The sequence below is a fragment of the Halopseudomonas xinjiangensis genome (assembly GCF_900104945.1).
GTDB lineage: Bacteria > Pseudomonadota > Gammaproteobacteria > Pseudomonadales > Pseudomonadaceae > Halopseudomonas > Halopseudomonas xinjiangensis.
The window spans coordinates 2,892,523-2,908,264 of the sequence record NZ_LT629736.1; the positions used below are offsets into that span (position 1 = coordinate 2,892,523).

13 protein-coding genes are annotated in these 15,742 nt (G+C 59.9%); 5 read left to right on the plus strand and 8 right to left on the minus strand.

The features are described 5' to 3' along the window. Positions 1-2: 2 nt before the first annotated feature. The 3 genes from BLT85_RS13550 to BLT85_RS13560 are packed head-to-tail and all read right to left on the minus strand — an operon-like array spanning position 3 to position 1,284. A complete protein-coding gene (locus BLT85_RS13550) occupies positions 3-383 on the minus strand; it encodes a hypothetical protein (protein ID WP_197673849.1) in 381 nt (126 codons plus the stop codon). A gap of 46 nt (positions 384-429) precedes the next feature. After that, complete coding sequence (locus BLT85_RS13555) at positions 430-894, minus strand: metallophosphoesterase family protein (protein ID WP_093395720.1); 465 nt, start codon at positions 892-894, stop codon at positions 430-432. Positions 895-951: 57 nt separating this feature from the next. Further along, complete coding sequence (locus tag BLT85_RS13560) at positions 952-1,284, minus strand: YnfA family protein (protein ID WP_093395722.1); 333 nt, start codon at positions 1,282-1,284, stop codon at positions 952-954. Positions 1,285-1,504: 220 nt separating this feature from the next. On the opposite strand from BLT85_RS13560, the gene BLT85_RS13565 reads away from it, so the two are divergent. Next, complete coding sequence (locus BLT85_RS13565; RefSeq protein ID WP_093395724.1) at positions 1,505-2,350, plus strand: poly(ethylene terephthalate) hydrolase family protein; 846 nt, start codon at positions 1,505-1,507, stop codon at positions 2,348-2,350. A 103-nt stretch (positions 2,351-2,453) separates the two neighbouring features. Here the strand turns inward: BLT85_RS13565 and BLT85_RS13570 are convergent, their stop codons facing one another. The 5 genes from BLT85_RS13570 to thiI form a co-directional block, all read right to left on the minus strand. Continuing rightward, positions 2,454-3,377 carry a hypothetical protein gene (locus tag BLT85_RS13570; RefSeq protein WP_093395726.1) on the minus strand — a complete coding sequence of 308 codons (924 nt, stop codon included), beginning with the start codon at positions 3,375-3,377 and terminating at the stop codon, positions 2,454-2,456. Positions 3,378-3,519: 142 nt separating this feature from the next. Beyond that, positions 3,520-5,430 carry a trypsin-like serine protease gene (locus tag BLT85_RS13575; RefSeq protein ID WP_093395728.1) on the minus strand — a complete coding sequence of 637 codons (1,911 nt, stop codon included), beginning with the start codon at positions 5,428-5,430 and terminating at the stop codon, positions 3,520-3,522. A gap of 342 nt (positions 5,431-5,772) precedes the next feature. Then, on the minus strand, positions 5,773-6,702 hold the full coding sequence (locus BLT85_RS13580) for a hypothetical protein (protein ID WP_157718182.1): 930 nt from the start codon (positions 6,700-6,702) through the stop codon (positions 5,773-5,775). 81 nt (positions 6,703-6,783) lie between these two features. Then, positions 6,784-8,595 (minus strand): translational GTPase TypA, encoded by a 1,812-nt coding sequence (gene typA, locus BLT85_RS13585; protein WP_093395734.1) that lies wholly within the window; start codon positions 8,593-8,595, stop codon positions 6,784-6,786. A 272-nt stretch (positions 8,596-8,867) separates the two neighbouring features. Next, positions 8,868-10,328: a tRNA uracil 4-sulfurtransferase ThiI gene (thiI, locus tag BLT85_RS13590; protein WP_093395737.1), complete on the minus strand. Its 1,461-nt coding sequence runs from the start codon at positions 10,326-10,328 to the stop codon at positions 8,868-8,870. Positions 10,329-10,637: 309 nt separating this feature from the next. Here thiI and glnA point away from each other — a divergent pair, with 309 nt between their 5' ends. The 4 genes from glnA (at position 10,638) to ntrC (ending at position 15,667) form a co-directional block, all read left to right on the plus strand. Further along, a complete protein-coding gene (gene glnA, locus BLT85_RS13595) occupies positions 10,638-12,041 on the plus strand; it encodes a glutamate--ammonia ligase (protein WP_093395740.1) in 1,404 nt (467 codons plus the stop codon). A 139-nt stretch (positions 12,042-12,180) separates the two neighbouring features. Further along, a complete protein-coding gene (locus BLT85_RS13600; protein ID WP_093395743.1) occupies positions 12,181-12,831 on the plus strand; it encodes a DUF4124 domain-containing protein in 651 nt (216 codons plus the stop codon). 321 nt (positions 12,832-13,152) lie between these two features. Continuing rightward, entirely contained in the window at positions 13,153-14,232 is a 1,080-nt protein-coding gene (gene glnL, locus BLT85_RS13605) for a nitrogen regulation protein NR(II) (protein ID WP_093395746.1), read from the plus strand. A gap of 4 nt (positions 14,233-14,236) precedes the next feature. Next, positions 14,237-15,667, plus strand: coding sequence for a nitrogen regulation protein NR(I) (gene ntrC, locus BLT85_RS13610; protein WP_093395749.1), 1,431 nt, complete (start codon positions 14,237-14,239; stop codon positions 15,665-15,667). The last annotated feature ends 75 nt before the right edge of the window (positions 15,668-15,742 follow it).

The window sequence follows — 15,742 nt, forward strand, 5'->3', positions numbered from 1 at the left end:
CGCTACACCTGATCGAGCTTTTCCAGGGCCTGGCGCGGCGACAACCGACTGCCAGTCCAGAGCACGAAACGGTGGGCGCCGGCGCCTGCGGCCAGCTCCATGAACAACCGGCTCTCGACTTGGCACAAGCCGTCTTCGATCATGTCGAGTGGATGAATCACAACAGCCGGGCTGCGTCGGAACAGTCCTGGCTTCTGCGCGCGGCGAATACCGTCGCGAAGTTGCGACTCGGCCGAGCTGAACTCACCGACCAACAGGCGCCGAGTGGTGAAGGGGTCCGCAGCGGTGACAATGGTGGACTTGCCGGTGGAGAGATTGTCGATCTCGAACTGATTGACACCCACTCTCACGTACAGCTTTTCTTCGAAAAACGATTTGAGCATTCCATTTGCCTTGTTTGCGCCAGCGGCGCGTCAGATAGAGTCCTGTCTATCGAGGTGACAACTCGACGATTCTCGGTGTCACCTGGGAGCCGTCTATGATCAACTCGCCGAGCGCAATCGGCAAGCTGAATCTACGCCGGCCGGCGCTTCCAGGGTTGACATAGATCACGCCGTCGCGCTCACGGATCAGTGGTTTGTGCGAATGCCCGCTGACTACTATCTGCACCCCTTCTGCGACCGGATCGATATCGAGCTCGGCAATGTCGTGTACCGCGTGAATCACTACGCCCTCGAATTGTAGCCGAAGGCTGTGCGGCACTCGTTCGGCCCAGCTTTCCCGATCGTTATTGCCGCGCACCACGCTTAGCGGAGCCAGCTCGCCCAGCCGCTCAAGGATGCCCTCATCGCCAATATCGCCACCGTGCAGGATGTGATCGCAGCCACGCAGGAAGTCCACAGCCTCTGGCCGCAACAGGTTATGGGTGTCCGAGATCAATCCGATGCGCAGCATGTGTCCCCCTTGCTAGTCGTCTACAGGTTGGGACTGCACCGGAGGTCGAGCATTCCCTCAGGTATGCCGTGGCCCGAACATGATGATCGCCATACCCGACAAGGCAACCACTGAACCGAGCAGGTCCCAGTACGTCGGCCGGATGCCGTCGACGCTCCACAACCAGAGAATGGCCACGCAGATGTAAACGCCGCCGTAGGCTGCATATACCCGTCCTGCAGCGGTGGGGTGCAGTGACAGCAGCCAGGCGAACAAGGCCAGGCTCAGCGCAGCCGGAAACAGCAGCCAGACGGATTTGCCTTCACGTAGCCATAGGTATGGCAGGTAGCAGCCGATTATCTCCGCAACAGCGGTGATGAAAAATAGGACAAGCGTTTTCAGTTCCGGCATCGGCAGTCCCGACCTCTTTCAATGGCTCCGGCAGTATAGCCGCAGCGTTTCGTTCTGAAGGCTATGTCAGAAATGCCAACCGCCGCACAGCGACGCCAAGCAATCCGTCGAACTCACCCAAATGAGTCATAACTCGATATTGACTCGTATCCGATACGGACTAGCTTTTAGAATTGCTACGCTCCTGTAGCGGTCTGACCTTAACAACAGGAGGACTCCCATGTCCCTGCTTACTGCGTTCAAGCGAGGCGCGCTGACCGCGCTGCTCGTCAGCCTGCTTCCCCTGCATGCCACTGCCGCCAACCCCACTCCACCGCCTACGCCCGAGCCTCCAGCGGGCAACTCCATTCCGCCTGTCAGCCGCGTGGACGCCGATGGCCCTTACGCCGTCACCATCGAGCGTAACGTCGGCCCATCACGCTCGGGCTGGGTCGTGCGTCCGACCAACCTGGGGCAGAACGGAGTGATCCATCCGGTATTCGTCTGGGGGCCGGGCGCCGGCACCGGGCCGAGCAACTACGAGTTCCACCTTCGCCGTATCGCCTCGCACGGGTTCGTCGTGTACTCGCAGACCTCCACCAGTTCCGGTGACGAGATGACTGACGCCATCGATTGGTTGATCAGCGAGAACCAGCGCTCGCGCAGCCCTTACTACCAGACCCTGGACACCGGCAACATTGGTGCTGGCGGTCACTCGCGTGGTTCGGTCGCCAGCTTCGCGATAGCCGACGATCCCCGACTGACCACAACGATCCACGTGGCCGGCGGCTCATTCGACGGCAATGGTTCGGATAACCTGCGTAATCCGGCTGCGTATATCTGCGCCGAAGAAGACCCGCTCGCCACGCCCAACTGCCGCCGCGATTACGCCAATACGGACGTACCGGTGTGGTTTACCGTGATGGATGGCGCCAGCCATACGAGCGCTGCGCGGGATGGCCTACCGATGATCGTCGCCTGGCTGCGCTGGCAGCTGGCCGGCGAAACAGAGCGCCGGACCATGTTCATTGACCCGAGCTGTGAGTTCTGCGGCCCGGGCTACGAGACGCAGTACAAGAACTGGTAGGCAGCATAGCCAGGCGGCCACTGTGGTCGCCTGGTCTGCTGCAGACCACCGCCGAGCGCGACCAGAAGACAGGGTTGCAGCCTGGCCAGGCCGACTCCCGACTTCAGCGACGCCCGCCTGGTACCGCAAAGAAGTGTTCTTGCCCCTCATGCAGTACGACCGGAATCTGCGTTTGGTAAACAGGGTTCTCCGGACCGGCATAGATAAACGTCCACGCCGGCAGCTCGGCGCTAAGCCGTTGATAGAATGCGTTATGGTCGAACCCGGGCACCAGCTGCTTTTCCATACGCCACTGTGCGCCGCGGCCGACTTCCAGATACTGAGAGGTCACCTGACTGAACGTCATGTGGGCAGCTTTGGTCTGGGTGAAGGATTCGGCCTCGCTATGCCCCGCGACAGGTGGCGTTGTCACGCGCTGCATGGGGATTTCAGCGCTCAGGTCGGGATTTTCGCGGCTGGTAAAGCCGCCTTCAAGCACGCAAGACCACTCGCTACAAAGCGGCCCATCGACCCGCAGCACGCGGTGGGTGGATTCCACCCCATCCGCCGAGGTATTGACCCACTCGAACGGCTCGGTGTGATAGCCCTGCGGCAGCGCACGGGCCACCGCCTGCTCCAGCACTTCCGACCATCGGAGCTGCGCAGCCTGCTCATCCGCAGCCTGACTCGCCGGCAGCCAGGAAATGAACCGCAGATCATCCCGCAACGGCAGCGTCGGATCGGTGCGACCCTTGAACGACATGAACGCGGCCTGCACCGGATACACCACCGGCTCGGCTCGCCCGGCGTTGGCCGGTGTCAGCTCACGAATCAGCGAAACCTCAGCGGCTGTGACCAGCGCAGCCCGATCATCCAGCGCCGAGCGGTGCACAGCCAGATCAGCCAGGCCCTCGGCCTGATTCGCGCCCTGCATGAGCTGCATCGCATGGGAAGCATGCGACTGTTTGCCGGCAGATTGCAGCTGCTCGAGGACCGAGCAGCCGGAGAGCGATAAGATAACGAAGCTCAGTAAAATGATCTGCTTCAACGGGCCTCTCCAGTCGAAATTGCGCTGGCTACCTTGAGCGTGCTAATCAGCTTGATGCGCAAAGCTCAGGATGCTCAACCAGGCCAAACGATTAGTTGGCCTGGATTCCCCGTACGTGTCGCGCGCCTATGGTAGCTTTATCTCAGTTTGAAACCCACGTGTAGTAACCAACTCCTTCATAGCGATAGGAAGGTAGATTGCTTCGTATGTGGTTTTTCTCCGCCTCGCTAGTGGTATAGAAGTGCGTACCACTGATGAGGTTGTAAAAGCGGTACAAGGGAGAAGACTCACCACCGGTAGCGATCTTGGCGTACCAAGCGGCTCCCTCATAACTGAAGTTTGGCTGGGTAGCGATTACATGATCGCGTTCGGCCTGACTGATGGTGTAAAAATGGGCATCCGCCAGCCGGTTATAGAACCGGTATACCGGGGACAAGCCAGTCGTGCCGGAGGCATAGGCGTAAAAGGCGATGCCTTCATAGCGGAAATGCGGTGCAGTCCTGATGATGGAGTCGCGTTCGAACGTGTTAGCGGTCATGAAATGAGTGCCGCTTTGCGTGTTGTAAAACCGGTAGATGGCCGATCTGGCTTGGTCAATAGGATCAGGATCCAACCAACGAGCCAGCGCGCGGTCATACGCGGTATCGAAACGACCGTAGAAGTCGACGCCGGAGGGGGTATCGCAGGAGGAAGTCCCTCCCGTTAGTTGGCCCGCGAGAAAATAGCGCCCGTCGTAAGGGAGGAACAGTCCCGATCCGCTACTGCCTGGCTCCGTGACACCCAAAGACCAGTTCGTGGCTATATGTGTAGCGATGGTGGGATCAGCCCCGAGGCACCGATTCGTCTGACAGTAGGCGTAGCCTTGAGCTTGACCGACAGAGACTTTCTGAAGATCTCCCGCTGGGTGATGAACCCCTCCGATGGTTTCGCCGATGCCAATCAAGCCGGTCGCCCAGCCCTGGTAAATCACCCCTGCAGGGGGCTGCTGGGTCAAGCGGAGTAGAGTGGTGTCGGTACTTGCGTCGGTGTAGAGGAGCGTGGAACCGAACCGCGGCTGCGCTTCAGCGCTTATGCCTCCCCCACAAGTATCCGTTTGATAAAACCAATACGTTTCTAACGTTGCAGCGACGGACTCTGTGGACAGACAGTGGTTCGCAGTCAGGAAATACGGAGTCCCAGTGCTACGAGTGTTATTGAGGAGAGTTCCGGTACATACGTATGACTGAGCGGTAGCGGTATCCGTGTACAACATCCGCGCCACTCCTTGTGCGACACTTTCCCACTCAGGGCGACAACTAACGTCGATGTTGCAGGCGCCGCTCTGTGCCTGCTTGAACAGTAGCTTTTCCTGGTAAGGGAGGACTTCCACGTGTGAAAGCCGAGGGATCGAAAACGATACCGCCTGAGGACTTACTCCAACAGGCAGAAGGATCTCAAGCGTTACCTCGTCGCCCTCGGTCAAAGGGCCCATGTACAGCGCATCCTGAGGGCTTTCGGGAGTTGCTGCGCGGGTCCTGAACAAGGTATCGATCATGCTCATGGCAAGGACGGTTCTCACCTGTTCACCGTCTGCTGAAACGAAATTGAAGCGAGCGTAAGGGTGGAGCTTTTCCGCTCTGAGGGCGAGGCGGATGCCCTTCGCCCCTGGCGAGACGATCCGAATAGCCGCAGCGAACTGTCCCGTCGGCAACTCCGACCATGTCAAAAGAGCGGAGAGATCGTCAAGGGCGTCGGTCTGCGACATTGCACGCCCCCTCCCCACTTGCAAGGGCTGCCGAACCGAGCTAACCACGCTTGTCTGGTTTTTCAGTTGCGCTTGTTCTTCCAAGACTGTTTGCGCTGGCAGCCGCACTACGGGCGCAGACAGCCGGATCGAAGAGGTGTCGACATCTACTCGCTCGATCTTATGACTAATCCGCGGCGGAGCATACGGCTCGACGTAGAGGGGGCTAGCGGATGCAAGCCCACTGAAACTTGCTAAAGCCAGAGCCCAACAAATACGGCTTGCAAAGCGAAACGTTTGACGATTGCGTCCAAGGTCGTAAAACTTCATGAGAGAGTCCATTCACACGCGGCGACGAGTTGAAAAAAAGAAACGGTAGGGTGGCCAAGCATACCCTGCGCTCCGGACATTGGCGAGATTCAGGAGGAGGACCGTCAGAAGATATATTGCGTTTCGTACGTCGGATGCAGCTTGCTTCCGGGCCTTCCCAGTGCGCCCGGTCTTTTGAACCGAGCACTGCCGGTCCGGATTATCACCGCACCAGAACTGCCGCTCCAATTCGAGCGGCAGGATTTGGGAAGAAGGTCACGAAGAGTGAATGATGCTTGCTGCTTCAGACGGGCGGCAAGGTGCAACTGGCCGCCGCTGCCGATAGTTGGCCCGCATCGCTGTTTACTCCAGCACAGCAGGACGCGAGGCTCGCTGCCGGTAATAGGCCTGCAGATCGGCCTTGTACAATCCATAGGTCTCTTCCGGTACCCAGGGGCGATATAGCGCCAGCAGGGTTTCCGGATCGCTGGCCAGTTCGCGGATGACCCGGTCCAGCTCTCCCGCGACACGTTTACCCCAGGGCGTGCGCGAGCAATAGATACCCGCTTCGACCAAGGCCCGGTGTCCTTTGATGGGGACACCGCGCAAAGGCTCGCCGCTGCGAAAGTGCTTGTTTACCGTGTTGATGAGAATCGAAAATTCGAATGCGTAGTCGATCCGTTCCAGACTGACCATGCGCAGGATATTTTCGCCACTGGGCGTACCCGTGGCTTTTTCGACGCGCCCATCCTCGCGAGCCTGCTCCAGCCAATGGGAGACCGCTGGCGGGTAGGTGCGAAAGCCTGAATAGCCACCGCGCAGGTCATCGCGCTCGGCCAGTCGTGCGAGCGAAATGGTGCCATTTTCGATGGGAAACTCGTCGGCTGCGCTACGGCGAATCACCAACTGGATGGGCGTGCTCGCCATGAACGGGACGAAATATCCGTATTCGTCGCTATCGGCGCGCCGGAATAACGGGGCAGAGCAGAAGTTCTGTCCCTGCTGCATGTCCTGTTGCTGCCGGAAACGATTCCCCAGCCGGTAGTTGGGCGCGAATGCCGGGAGCTCCGACATGATCAGGCGAAGCAGATCCATCGCGGCGCCGTCGGTAGGCTTGCCATCGCCAATGTTGATCACGCCAGGTAGCGGCCACACCGTCCATTCCAGCGTCTCGACGGAAGCCGGCTCGCTGGGCGAGGATTGTGCCTGGGCTGAAACGGCAGGTACCAGCAAGCACAGCATGGCGAAGCACCACCCGCGCAAAAGCTTGCAATTGATCCCTAAACCGCTCATCTGCATTACCGTTTTGTAGAACCATTAAACAAGCAAAAACCCGCCAGGTCGCCCGGGCGGGTTTCGCAGGTCAGCGCACGCTTAGTTCTTGCTGGCGCGCTTGCGCTCGTTTTCGTTGAGCACTTTCTTGCGCAGTCGAATCGACTTGGGCGTCACTTCCACCAGCTCGTCGTCATCGATGAACTCCAGCGCCTGCTCGAGCGTGAATTTGACCGGCGGAACCAATTGGATGGTTTCGTCCTTGCCGGAAGCGCGCATGTTATCCAGCTTCTTGCCCTTGGTAGGGTTGATCACCAGGTCATTGTCGCGGCTGTGGATACCGGCCAGCTGGCCTTCATAGATTTCCTGGCCGGGCTCGAGGAACAGCTTGCCGCGGTCCTGCAAGGTTTCCAGCGAGTAGGTCAGCGCCTTCCCGGTCGCCATCGAGACCAGTACGCCGTTCTGACGCTGGCCTACTTCACCGGCCTTGATCGGCCCATAGTGGCTGAAGGTGCTGGTCATGATGCCCGACCCGGAGGTCATGGTCAGGAACGAGTTACGGAAGCCGATCAGCCCCCGCGCCGGAATGGTGTATTCCAGGCGTACACGGCCCTTGCCGTCCGGCACCATATTCGACAGGTCACCCTTGCGCAGACCCATCTGCTCCATGATCGGACCCTGGTGGGTCTCTTCGATGTCGATGGTGACGTTCTCGTACGGCTCCTGCTTCTCGCCGTTGATTTCCTTGATCACCACTTCCGGACGGGAAATGCCCAGCTCGAAGCCTTCACGGCGCATGGTTTCGATCAGTACGGACAAATGCAGCTCGCCACGGCCGGAGACCTTGAACTTGTCCGCGCTGTCGCCTTCTTCGACGCGCAGGGCCACGTTGTGCAGCAGTTCCTTTTCCAGACGCTCCTTGATGTTGCGGCTGGTGACGAACTTGCCTTCCTTGCCCGCGAACGGCGAGTCGTTGACCTGGAAGGTCATGCTTACGGTGGGCTCGTCAACGGTCAGCGGGGTCATCGCTTCGACGTTCTGCGGATCACACAAGGTGTCGGAAATGAACAGCGGGTCGAAACCGCTGATGCAGATGATGTCGCCGGCTTGGGCGTCTGCCACTTCGACACGCTGCAGACCATGATGACCCATGATCTTGAGGATACGGCCGTTGCGCTTCTTGCCTTCGGCATCGATGGCGATGACCGGGCTGTTGGCCTTGATCTTGCCGCGACGGATACGGCCGATGCCGATCACGCCGAGGAAGCTGTTGTAGTCCAGTGCGGAGATCTGCATCTGGAATGGGCCGTCCAGATCGACTTCCGGCGTCGGAACGCGGTCAACGATGGTCTGGAACAACGGCACCAGGTCTTCTGCCATGTCTTCCGGGTCGAGGCCGGCGATACCGTTAATGGCCGAGGCGTAGACGAAGGGGAAGTCGAGCTGCTCCTCGGATGCGCCGAGGCTGTCGAACAGGTCGAACACCTGATCGATCACCCAGTCCGGACGTGCGCCCGGACGGTCAATCTTGTTGACCACGACGATCGGGCGCAAGCCGGCCTGGAAGGCCTTCTGGGTCACGAAGCGGGTCTGCGGCATCGGGCCGTCGACGGCGTCGACCAGCAGCAGTACGGAGTCGACCATGCTCATCACACGCTCTACCTCGCCACCGAAGTCGGCGTGGCCGGGGGTGTCGACGATGTTGATGTGGTAGCCGTTCCAGTTGATGGCGGTGTTCTTCGCCAGAATGGTAATGCCGCGCTCTTTTTCCTGATCGTTGGAGTCCATGATGCGCTCGGAATCGAGCTCCTTGCGATCGAGCGTGCCGGACTGGCGCAGCAATGCATCAACCAGCGTGGTCTTACCGTGGTCAACGTGGGCGATGATGGCGATGTTGCGGAGATTCTCGATCACTATGGACTTCCTGATGGCGCGGCGATAAACCGGCTAGATAAAAATGAGGGTGCATTATACAGAGGTCGGTGTGACAACACAGGGTTTTTCGCCGGACGGCGACGCAGAAGCCGATTCCAAGCATCAGGCCTATTGAAGGCGGCCTGATCAGGCGCGAGTCCTTGCCGCTTTGTTCGCGGTCATGCCCGCTCCTACAAGAGGTGCGTCATCGGCCGCGCTTGTAGGAGCGCACCTGGGCGCGAAAGCGGACTCAAAGCCAGCTCCTCGCGCGATTAAATAGCAGCCCGTGGCCGCAGGACTCTGACGTGGCCATGCCCGGCATCCGCCAGGGTCTGAGCGTGCATCTGACTCATGATGCCTTTCTGGCAATACAGCAGATAGTTGCGTGCCGGGTCGAGCTCCTTGAAGCGGATCGATAGTTCATAGAACGGTATCGGCTTGACTTCCACGCCCTCGATGACAAACGGTGCCTGCTCCCGCTCGTCCGGATGGCGAATGTCGATTACCACCTGCCCGGTCAGCGCCTGGTCAACGACTTCCACGTCACTCATACCCTCCATCGGCTGCTCCAGCTCTTCGCATTCATGATAGCCGGCCGCGGCGATCGCCGCGTCGAGTATCTCGAAGTCGAAGTTGGCTTCGGCCGTCTCGACCTGATTCGGCGTACTGCGGATCGCCGGGCTCACCGAGATGATCCCGCAATACTCGGGCATGCTGCTGGCAAAGCCTTCGGTGCCGATCTCGCGCGCGGTCCGGATGATGTCGGTCTTGCTGGTGGTAATCAGCGGTCGCAGCACCAGCAGGTCACTGGCCTTGTCAATCACGCGCAGATTGGGCAGCGTCTGGCTGGCGACCTGCGCAATGGCCTCGCCGGTCACCAGCGCATCGAGCCCCAGCCGCCAGGCGACCCGGTTCGCTGCGCGCAGCATCATGCGCTTGAGCACCACGCCCATCAACGGGTTGTCGATGTTCGTCAGCAGCTCGGCGACCACGCCTTCGAAGGGCACGCTGATAAAGCGCAAGCGATGGCTGCTCGCGTAGCGTTCCCACATGTAGTGAGCAACCTGGCGCACGCCCAGTTCGTGCGCACGGCCGCCCATATTGAAGAAGATGAAATGCGGCAGCAGGCCACGCTGAAGCATCTGATAGGCGGCGACGGTCGAGTCGAAGCCGCCAGAGAGCAGGCACAACACCGGCTCCTGCGTTCCGAGCGGAAAGCCGCCCATGCCCTCGTGCCGCTTCTGAATGAGCAACACGCGCTGGTCGCGAATCTCGACGTTAACCCATACCTGCGGATTCTTCAGCGATACGCCTGCTGCGCCGCAGCGCTCGAACAGCTCCGAGCCCAGGAAGGCAGCCGCCTCGGGCGAGCTGAATGGATGCGTACCGACGCGACGGCAGCGTACCGCAAAGGTCTTGCCTCGGATCTGCTCACCCACGTTTTCCACGCAGAGGTCGGCAAGCTGCTCCAGCGTATCCAACTCATACTCGTGCACTTCAACGAAGTGCGCGATGCCGGGCGTATTGCGCAGCCGCTCGATACAGCATTGCTGCAGCGTCGGGTCGGCACCCAGGCTGACTTCAAGGAAATCCCAATTGCCACTGACCCGCGCATCGCTGTCGATTGCCCTGAGGACGGCTTTCAGATTCCCCTTGAGCTGCTGAATGAAGCGCTTGCGCACAGGACGCGTCTTGATGGTGATTTCGGGGAAAAACTTTATGATGAGTTTCATTAGCTGATGTAAGGTGCGCAAAAGCGGCGCATTATACGCCTGCTAACGCTGGTCGGCTAAACCTTGCGCACGCTGACCATGCACTATAGTTGTGCATCTGGCACCTGAAATGCACTCATAGAGTGCACAACAATGGTGCGCCACACCCGCGGAGCCGGCGTCATAGCTGTAGAGCGGGCCTTTCAGAGCATGCTCCGAAATGGCACATCTTTTGCTCTGTTGTAATGCAAGCGGATCAACGGTAAGTCCCGCTCAAAATTTGAGGCGCCGGGCCAGAAGCCCGGCATATGATTCCTGTTGGAGGAAAACATGTCGAAAGCGATTCAACTGATCAAAGAGTTCGAAGTGAAGTGGGTTGACCTGCGCTTCACCGACACCAAGGGTAAGCAGCAGCACGTCACCATGCCTGCTCGCGACGTCAACGAAGACTTCTTCGAAGAAGGCAAGATGTTCGACGGCTCTTCGATCGCTGGCTGGAAAGGCATCGAAGCTTCCGACATGATTCTGATGCCCGATGACAGCACGTCCGTACTCGATCCGTTCACCGAAGAGCCGACACTGATTATCGTCTGCGACATCATCGAGCCCTCGACCATGCAGGGTTATGACCGCGATCCACGCGGCATCGCTCACCGCGCCGAAGAGTATCTGAAGTCCACCGGCATCGGTGATACCGTATTCGTTGGTCCAGAGCCTGAATTCTTCGTCTTTGACGAAGTGAAGTTCAAGTCCGACATCTCCGGCTCCATGTTCAAGATCTTCTCCGAGCAGGCTTCCTGGAATACCGACGCCGACATCGAAACCGGCAACAAGGGTCACCGTCCGGGCGTCAAGGGTGGCTATTTCCCGGTTCCGCCGGTCGATCACGATCACGAAATCCGTACTGCCATGTGCAACGCCCTGGAAGAAATGGGCCTGCAGGTCGAAGTTCACCACCACGAAGTGGCAACTGCCGGCCAGAACGAAATCGGCGTGCTGTTCAACACGCTGACCAAGAAGGCTGACGAAGTACAGACGCTGAAGTATTGCGTGCACAACGTTGCCGACGCGTACGGCAAGACCGCGACCTTCATGCCCAAGCCGCTTTACGGCGACAATGGTTCCGGTATGCACGTGCACATGTCCATCTCCAAGGATGGCAAGAACACCTTCGCTGGCGAAGGCTACTCCGGCCTGTCCGATACCGCTTTGTACTTCATTGGCGGCATCATCAAGCACGGCAAGGCACTGAACGGCTTCACCAACCCGTCGACCAACTCGTACAAGCGTCTGGTCCCCGGTTTCGAAGCACCGGTCATGCTGGCCTACTCTGCGCGCAACCGTTCGGCCTCGATCCGTATTCCGTACGTATCCAGCCCGAAGGCGCGCCGTATCGAAGCCCGCTTCCCGGATCCGGCTGCCAACCCCTACCTGTGCTTCGCCGCGCTGTTGATGGCTGGCCTGGATGGCATCCAGAACAAGATTCACCCTGGCGATGCTGCTGACAAGAACCTGTATGACCTGCCGCCGGAAGAAGCGGACAAGATCCCACAGGTTTGCGGCAGCCTGAAGGAAGCTCTGGAATCGCTGGACGCCGATCGCGGCTTCCTGACCAAGGGCGGCGTATTCACTGACGAGTTCATCGATGCCTACATCGAGCTGAAGGCGGCCGAGGAAATCAAGGTGCGCACCTTCGTTCACCCGCTGGAATACGACCTGTACTACAGCGTCTGAACCTGGTTCAGCCACTGCAGTCGAAAAAGGGTGCCCTTCGGGCGCCCTTTTTTTTCGCCTGTCCGACGGGCGCTGCCGTGCTCTTGCCAGTATTGCGATCCGATGCGACGCTTGGCCCATCGTCAAAGGAGTGAAACAGATGCTTTGCACAACCCGAGTTGCTGTCCTCTCGCTGATCTCAGCGTTACTCGCCCTGCCGGTCCAGGCCGAGGTCTATACTTGGACCGACGCCCAAGGTAATCGCCACTATTCGGATCAGCAGCCGGCGGATGGCCAGGGCAAGACGGTCGAGGTACCGAAGGTCAATACCATTGAACCACCCCCGGACCGGCCGGACCTGGACCGCTCTAGCTCCGACTCCGGGAACAGCGGATCGGGCTCGCAACAGGCCAGTTACCGCCGACTGGCGATCACCAGCCCATCCACTGACGAGCCCGTCCGCGCCAACGACGGGAGTGTCATGCTTACCGTCGAAACCGATCCGCCCCTGAGCAGCAATCACCTGCTACGTGTCGAGATGGATGGCGAGCCAACCGATGTCAGCACCCCGGGCATCGGACAATCGACCTATCAGCTCGTCTTGCCGAATGTAGATCGGGGCAGCCACGCAGTCTCTGTAGCGGTAGTCAACGCCCGCGGCGAGACGCTGCAGCGCAGCGAACCGGTACTGCTCCATGTACAACGCACTTCGCTCAACCAGCCCGGACGTGGCGGGGCCAATCAGGCGCCGACCGCTCCCGCAGCGCCGCGGGCCCCGAACGTACCCGCTCCGAGGGCGAGCGGTACCTGAGACGCTTCTCGGCCCAGCGATCAGGCGCACCTTTTTGGTGCGCTTTTCGTTTATGGGTGTCATTCTTTGTGCGTCCGAGCATCCTGGCGCCCTGCATCAAGGCTCGAGCCTGCGAGCGATCCGCCTTGACGCGGTGCGCCAGCCCGGAGCGATGCTCCTTGACCCTGTCCGCGTGCGCCGCACGGCGCCGTGTCTGCCCTACCGGCGTCCCGGCACCTCACATGCTAGGTGTGCCGGCGCGGCGCGGTGCAAAGTAAATCGCACAACGCCCCGTATTGGTTCGCTTCTTGCATTTCCATGCATCACACTATGGATGCCGCTATGCTGCCTGACCGTTACCTTCGACAGATTCTCGACAACCTCACCACAGCTGTGATGCTGCTCGACGGCGAGCTTTGTCTGACCTACCTGAACCCGGCCGCGGAAGTACTACTGGCGGTCAGCGGGCAACGTGTGCTACGCCAGCCGATGGGCGAGCTTTTCAGCGATACCAGTGCAACCCTGGCCTCGTTGGGCAACTCGTTGCGTACCGGAGACCCCTTTACCAAGCGCGAGGCGCAGTTGAATCTCGCCAACGGCCAGGCATTGATGGTCGATTATTCGGTGACGCCAATCACGACAGGCGAGCGCAACTGGGTGTTGATGGAACTGTATCCCCGTGACCGCCTGTTGCGTATCACCAAGGAAGAGGCGCAACTGTCCAAGCAGGAAGTCACCAAGGTTCTGGTGCGGGGGTTAGCCCACGAAATCAAGAACCCATTGGGGGGCATTCGCGGGGCAGCTCAATTACTGGCTCGCGAACTTCCTGACCAGTCGCTCAAGGATTACACCGACGTGATCATCGCCGAGGCCGACCGGTTGCGAAATCTCGTCGACCGCATGCTCGGCCCGTATCGCCCACCGAATCTTCAGCCCCTGAACGTGCATGAGATCACCGAGCGCGTGATCAGCCTGCTGCAAGCCGAAACCCAGGGTCTGCTGACGCTGCAGCGTGATTACGATCCGAGCATTCCCGACATCCTCGGCGACCGCGAACAGCTGATCCAGGCGGTGCTCAATATCGTGCGCAACGCCATGCAGGCGATCGAAGCAGCACAAGGTCTGGAAAACGGCGAGATCACTCTGGAGACCAGAGCCCTGCGCCAGTTCACCATCGGACAGGCGCGCCATCGCCTGGTCTGCCGGATTCAGGTCATCGACAACGGTCCCGGCATCCCCGACAACATCGTTGAAAGCATCTTTTATCCCATGGTCAGCGGCCGTGCCGAAGGCACCGGACTGGGTCTGTCCATCACGCAGAACATTGTCAGCCAGCACCAGGGCTTGATCGAATGCGAAAGTGCACCCGGCCGCACCCTGTTTACCCTGTTCCTGCCACTGGAACACAGCCCCGGAGAGTGAATCCATGAGCCGAGCCGAAAATGTCTGGATTGTCGATGACGATCGCTCCATCCGCTGGGTGCTGGAAAAGGCGCTACAGCAGGAAGGCATGGAACCGGTCTGCTTCGACAGTGCCGATAGCGCTCTGGCTCGCCTCCAGCGCCAGCATCCCGATGTACTGATCAGCGATATCCGCATGCCAGGGACCAGCGGGCTGGAGTTGCTGGCGCAGATTCGCGAGCAGCATCCGAAGCTGCCGGTAATCATCATGACCGCGCACTCCGATCTCGATAGCGCCGTGGCGTCCTATCAGGGCGGCGCCTTCGAGTATCTGCCCAAGCCGTTCGACGTCGACGAGGCCGTGGCGCTGGTACGTCGGGCATTGGCACACAGTCATGAACAGGAAGGTCATGCGCCGGAGAGCGCGGCGACCCGCACCCCGGAGATCATCGGCGAGGCGCCGGCGATGCAGGAAGTCTTTCGCGCGATAGGCCGCCTGTCGCACTCCAACATCACCGTGCTGATCAACGGCGAGTCCGGTACCGGCAAGGAGCTGGTTGCCCATGCCCTGCACCGCCACAGTCCGCGCGCGCGGAATCCGTTCATCGCCCTGAATATGGCTGCGATCCCGAAGGATCTGATGGAATCGGAACTCTTCGGCCATGAGAAAGGCGCTTTCACCGGTGCCGCCGTGCAGCGCCGCGGCCGGTTCGAGCAGGCCGACGGCGGCACGCTGTTTCTCGACGAGATCGGCGATATGCCGGCGGAGACCCAGACGCGTCTGCTGAGAGTATTGGCCGATGGCGAATTCTACCGCGTCGGCGGGCATACGCCGATCAAGGTCGATGTGCGGATCATTGCCGCAACGCACCAGGATCTGGAAGGGCTGGTCCAGTCAGGCAAGTTCCGCGAAGACCTGTTCCATCGGTTGAATGTCATCCGCATCCACATTCCCAAGCTGGCCGAGCGCCGCGAGGATATTCCGGCCCTGGCCCAGCACTTTCTAGCCCGCGCCGCGCAGGAGCTGGCAGTCGAGCCGAAAGTACTCAAACCGCAGACCCAGGACTATATGCGCAGCCTGCCGTGGCCGGGAAACGTGCGCCAGCTGGAAAACACCTGTCGCTGGATCACTGTGATGGCTTCGAGCCGAGAGGTGCTGGTCGAGGATTTGCCCCCGGAACTACTCACTCAGCACCAGGAAAGTGCACCGGACGGGCACTGGGAGCACAGTTTGCGCACCTGGGCTGATCAGGAACTGGCCCGCGGCGTGACCAATCTGCTGGACGTAGCAGTCCCGGCATTCGAGCGCATCATGATCGAGACAGCGCTCAAGCACACCGCTGGAAGACGCCGCGATGCCGCGCAGTTGCTGGGCTGGGGACGCAACACGCTGACCCGGAAGATCAAAGAACTGGGCATGAATATCGACGGCCACGATGAGGACGAAAGCGAGTAATCCGAGATCTTGGTCATTTGGCACGCTTGATGCTTTATCAATATCGGGTGTATTGGGGTGGCTCCGGTTCAGGCA

What these genes read in the sequence shown, in the direction of transcription:
- BLT85_RS13550 (WP_197673849.1), bottom strand. Translation starts at nt 383, where the DNA reads ATGCTCAAATCGTTTTTCGAAGAAAAGCTGTACGTGAGAGTGGGTGTC.
- BLT85_RS13555 (WP_093395720.1), bottom strand. Translation starts at nt 894, where the DNA reads ATGCTGCGCATCGGATTGATCTCGGACACCCATAACCTGTTGCGGCCA.
- BLT85_RS13560 (WP_093395722.1), bottom strand. Translation starts at nt 1,284, where the DNA reads ATGCCGGAACTGAAAACGCTTGTCCTATTTTTCATCACCGCTGTTGCG.
- BLT85_RS13565 (WP_093395724.1), top strand. Translation starts at nt 1,505, where the DNA reads ATGTCCCTGCTTACTGCGTTCAAGCGAGGCGCGCTGACCGCGCTGCTC.
- BLT85_RS13575 (WP_093395728.1), bottom strand. Translation starts at nt 5,430, where the DNA reads ATGAAGTTTTACGACCTTGGACGCAATCGTCAAACGTTTCGCTTTGCA.
- BLT85_RS13580 (WP_157718182.1), bottom strand. Translation starts at nt 6,702, where the DNA reads ATGAGCGGTTTAGGGATCAATTGCAAGCTTTTGCGCGGGTGGTGCTTC.
- thiI (WP_093395737.1), bottom strand. Translation starts at nt 10,328, where the DNA reads ATGAAACTCATCATAAAGTTTTTCCCCGAAATCACCATCAAGACGCGT.
- glnA (WP_093395740.1), top strand. Translation starts at nt 10,638, where the DNA reads ATGTCGAAAGCGATTCAACTGATCAAAGAGTTCGAAGTGAAGTGGGTT.
- BLT85_RS13600 (WP_093395743.1), top strand. Translation starts at nt 12,181, where the DNA reads ATGCTTTGCACAACCCGAGTTGCTGTCCTCTCGCTGATCTCAGCGTTA.
- glnL (WP_093395746.1), top strand. Translation starts at nt 13,153, where the DNA reads ATGCTGCCTGACCGTTACCTTCGACAGATTCTCGACAACCTCACCACA.
- ntrC (WP_093395749.1), top strand. Translation starts at nt 14,237, where the DNA reads ATGAGCCGAGCCGAAAATGTCTGGATTGTCGATGACGATCGCTCCATC.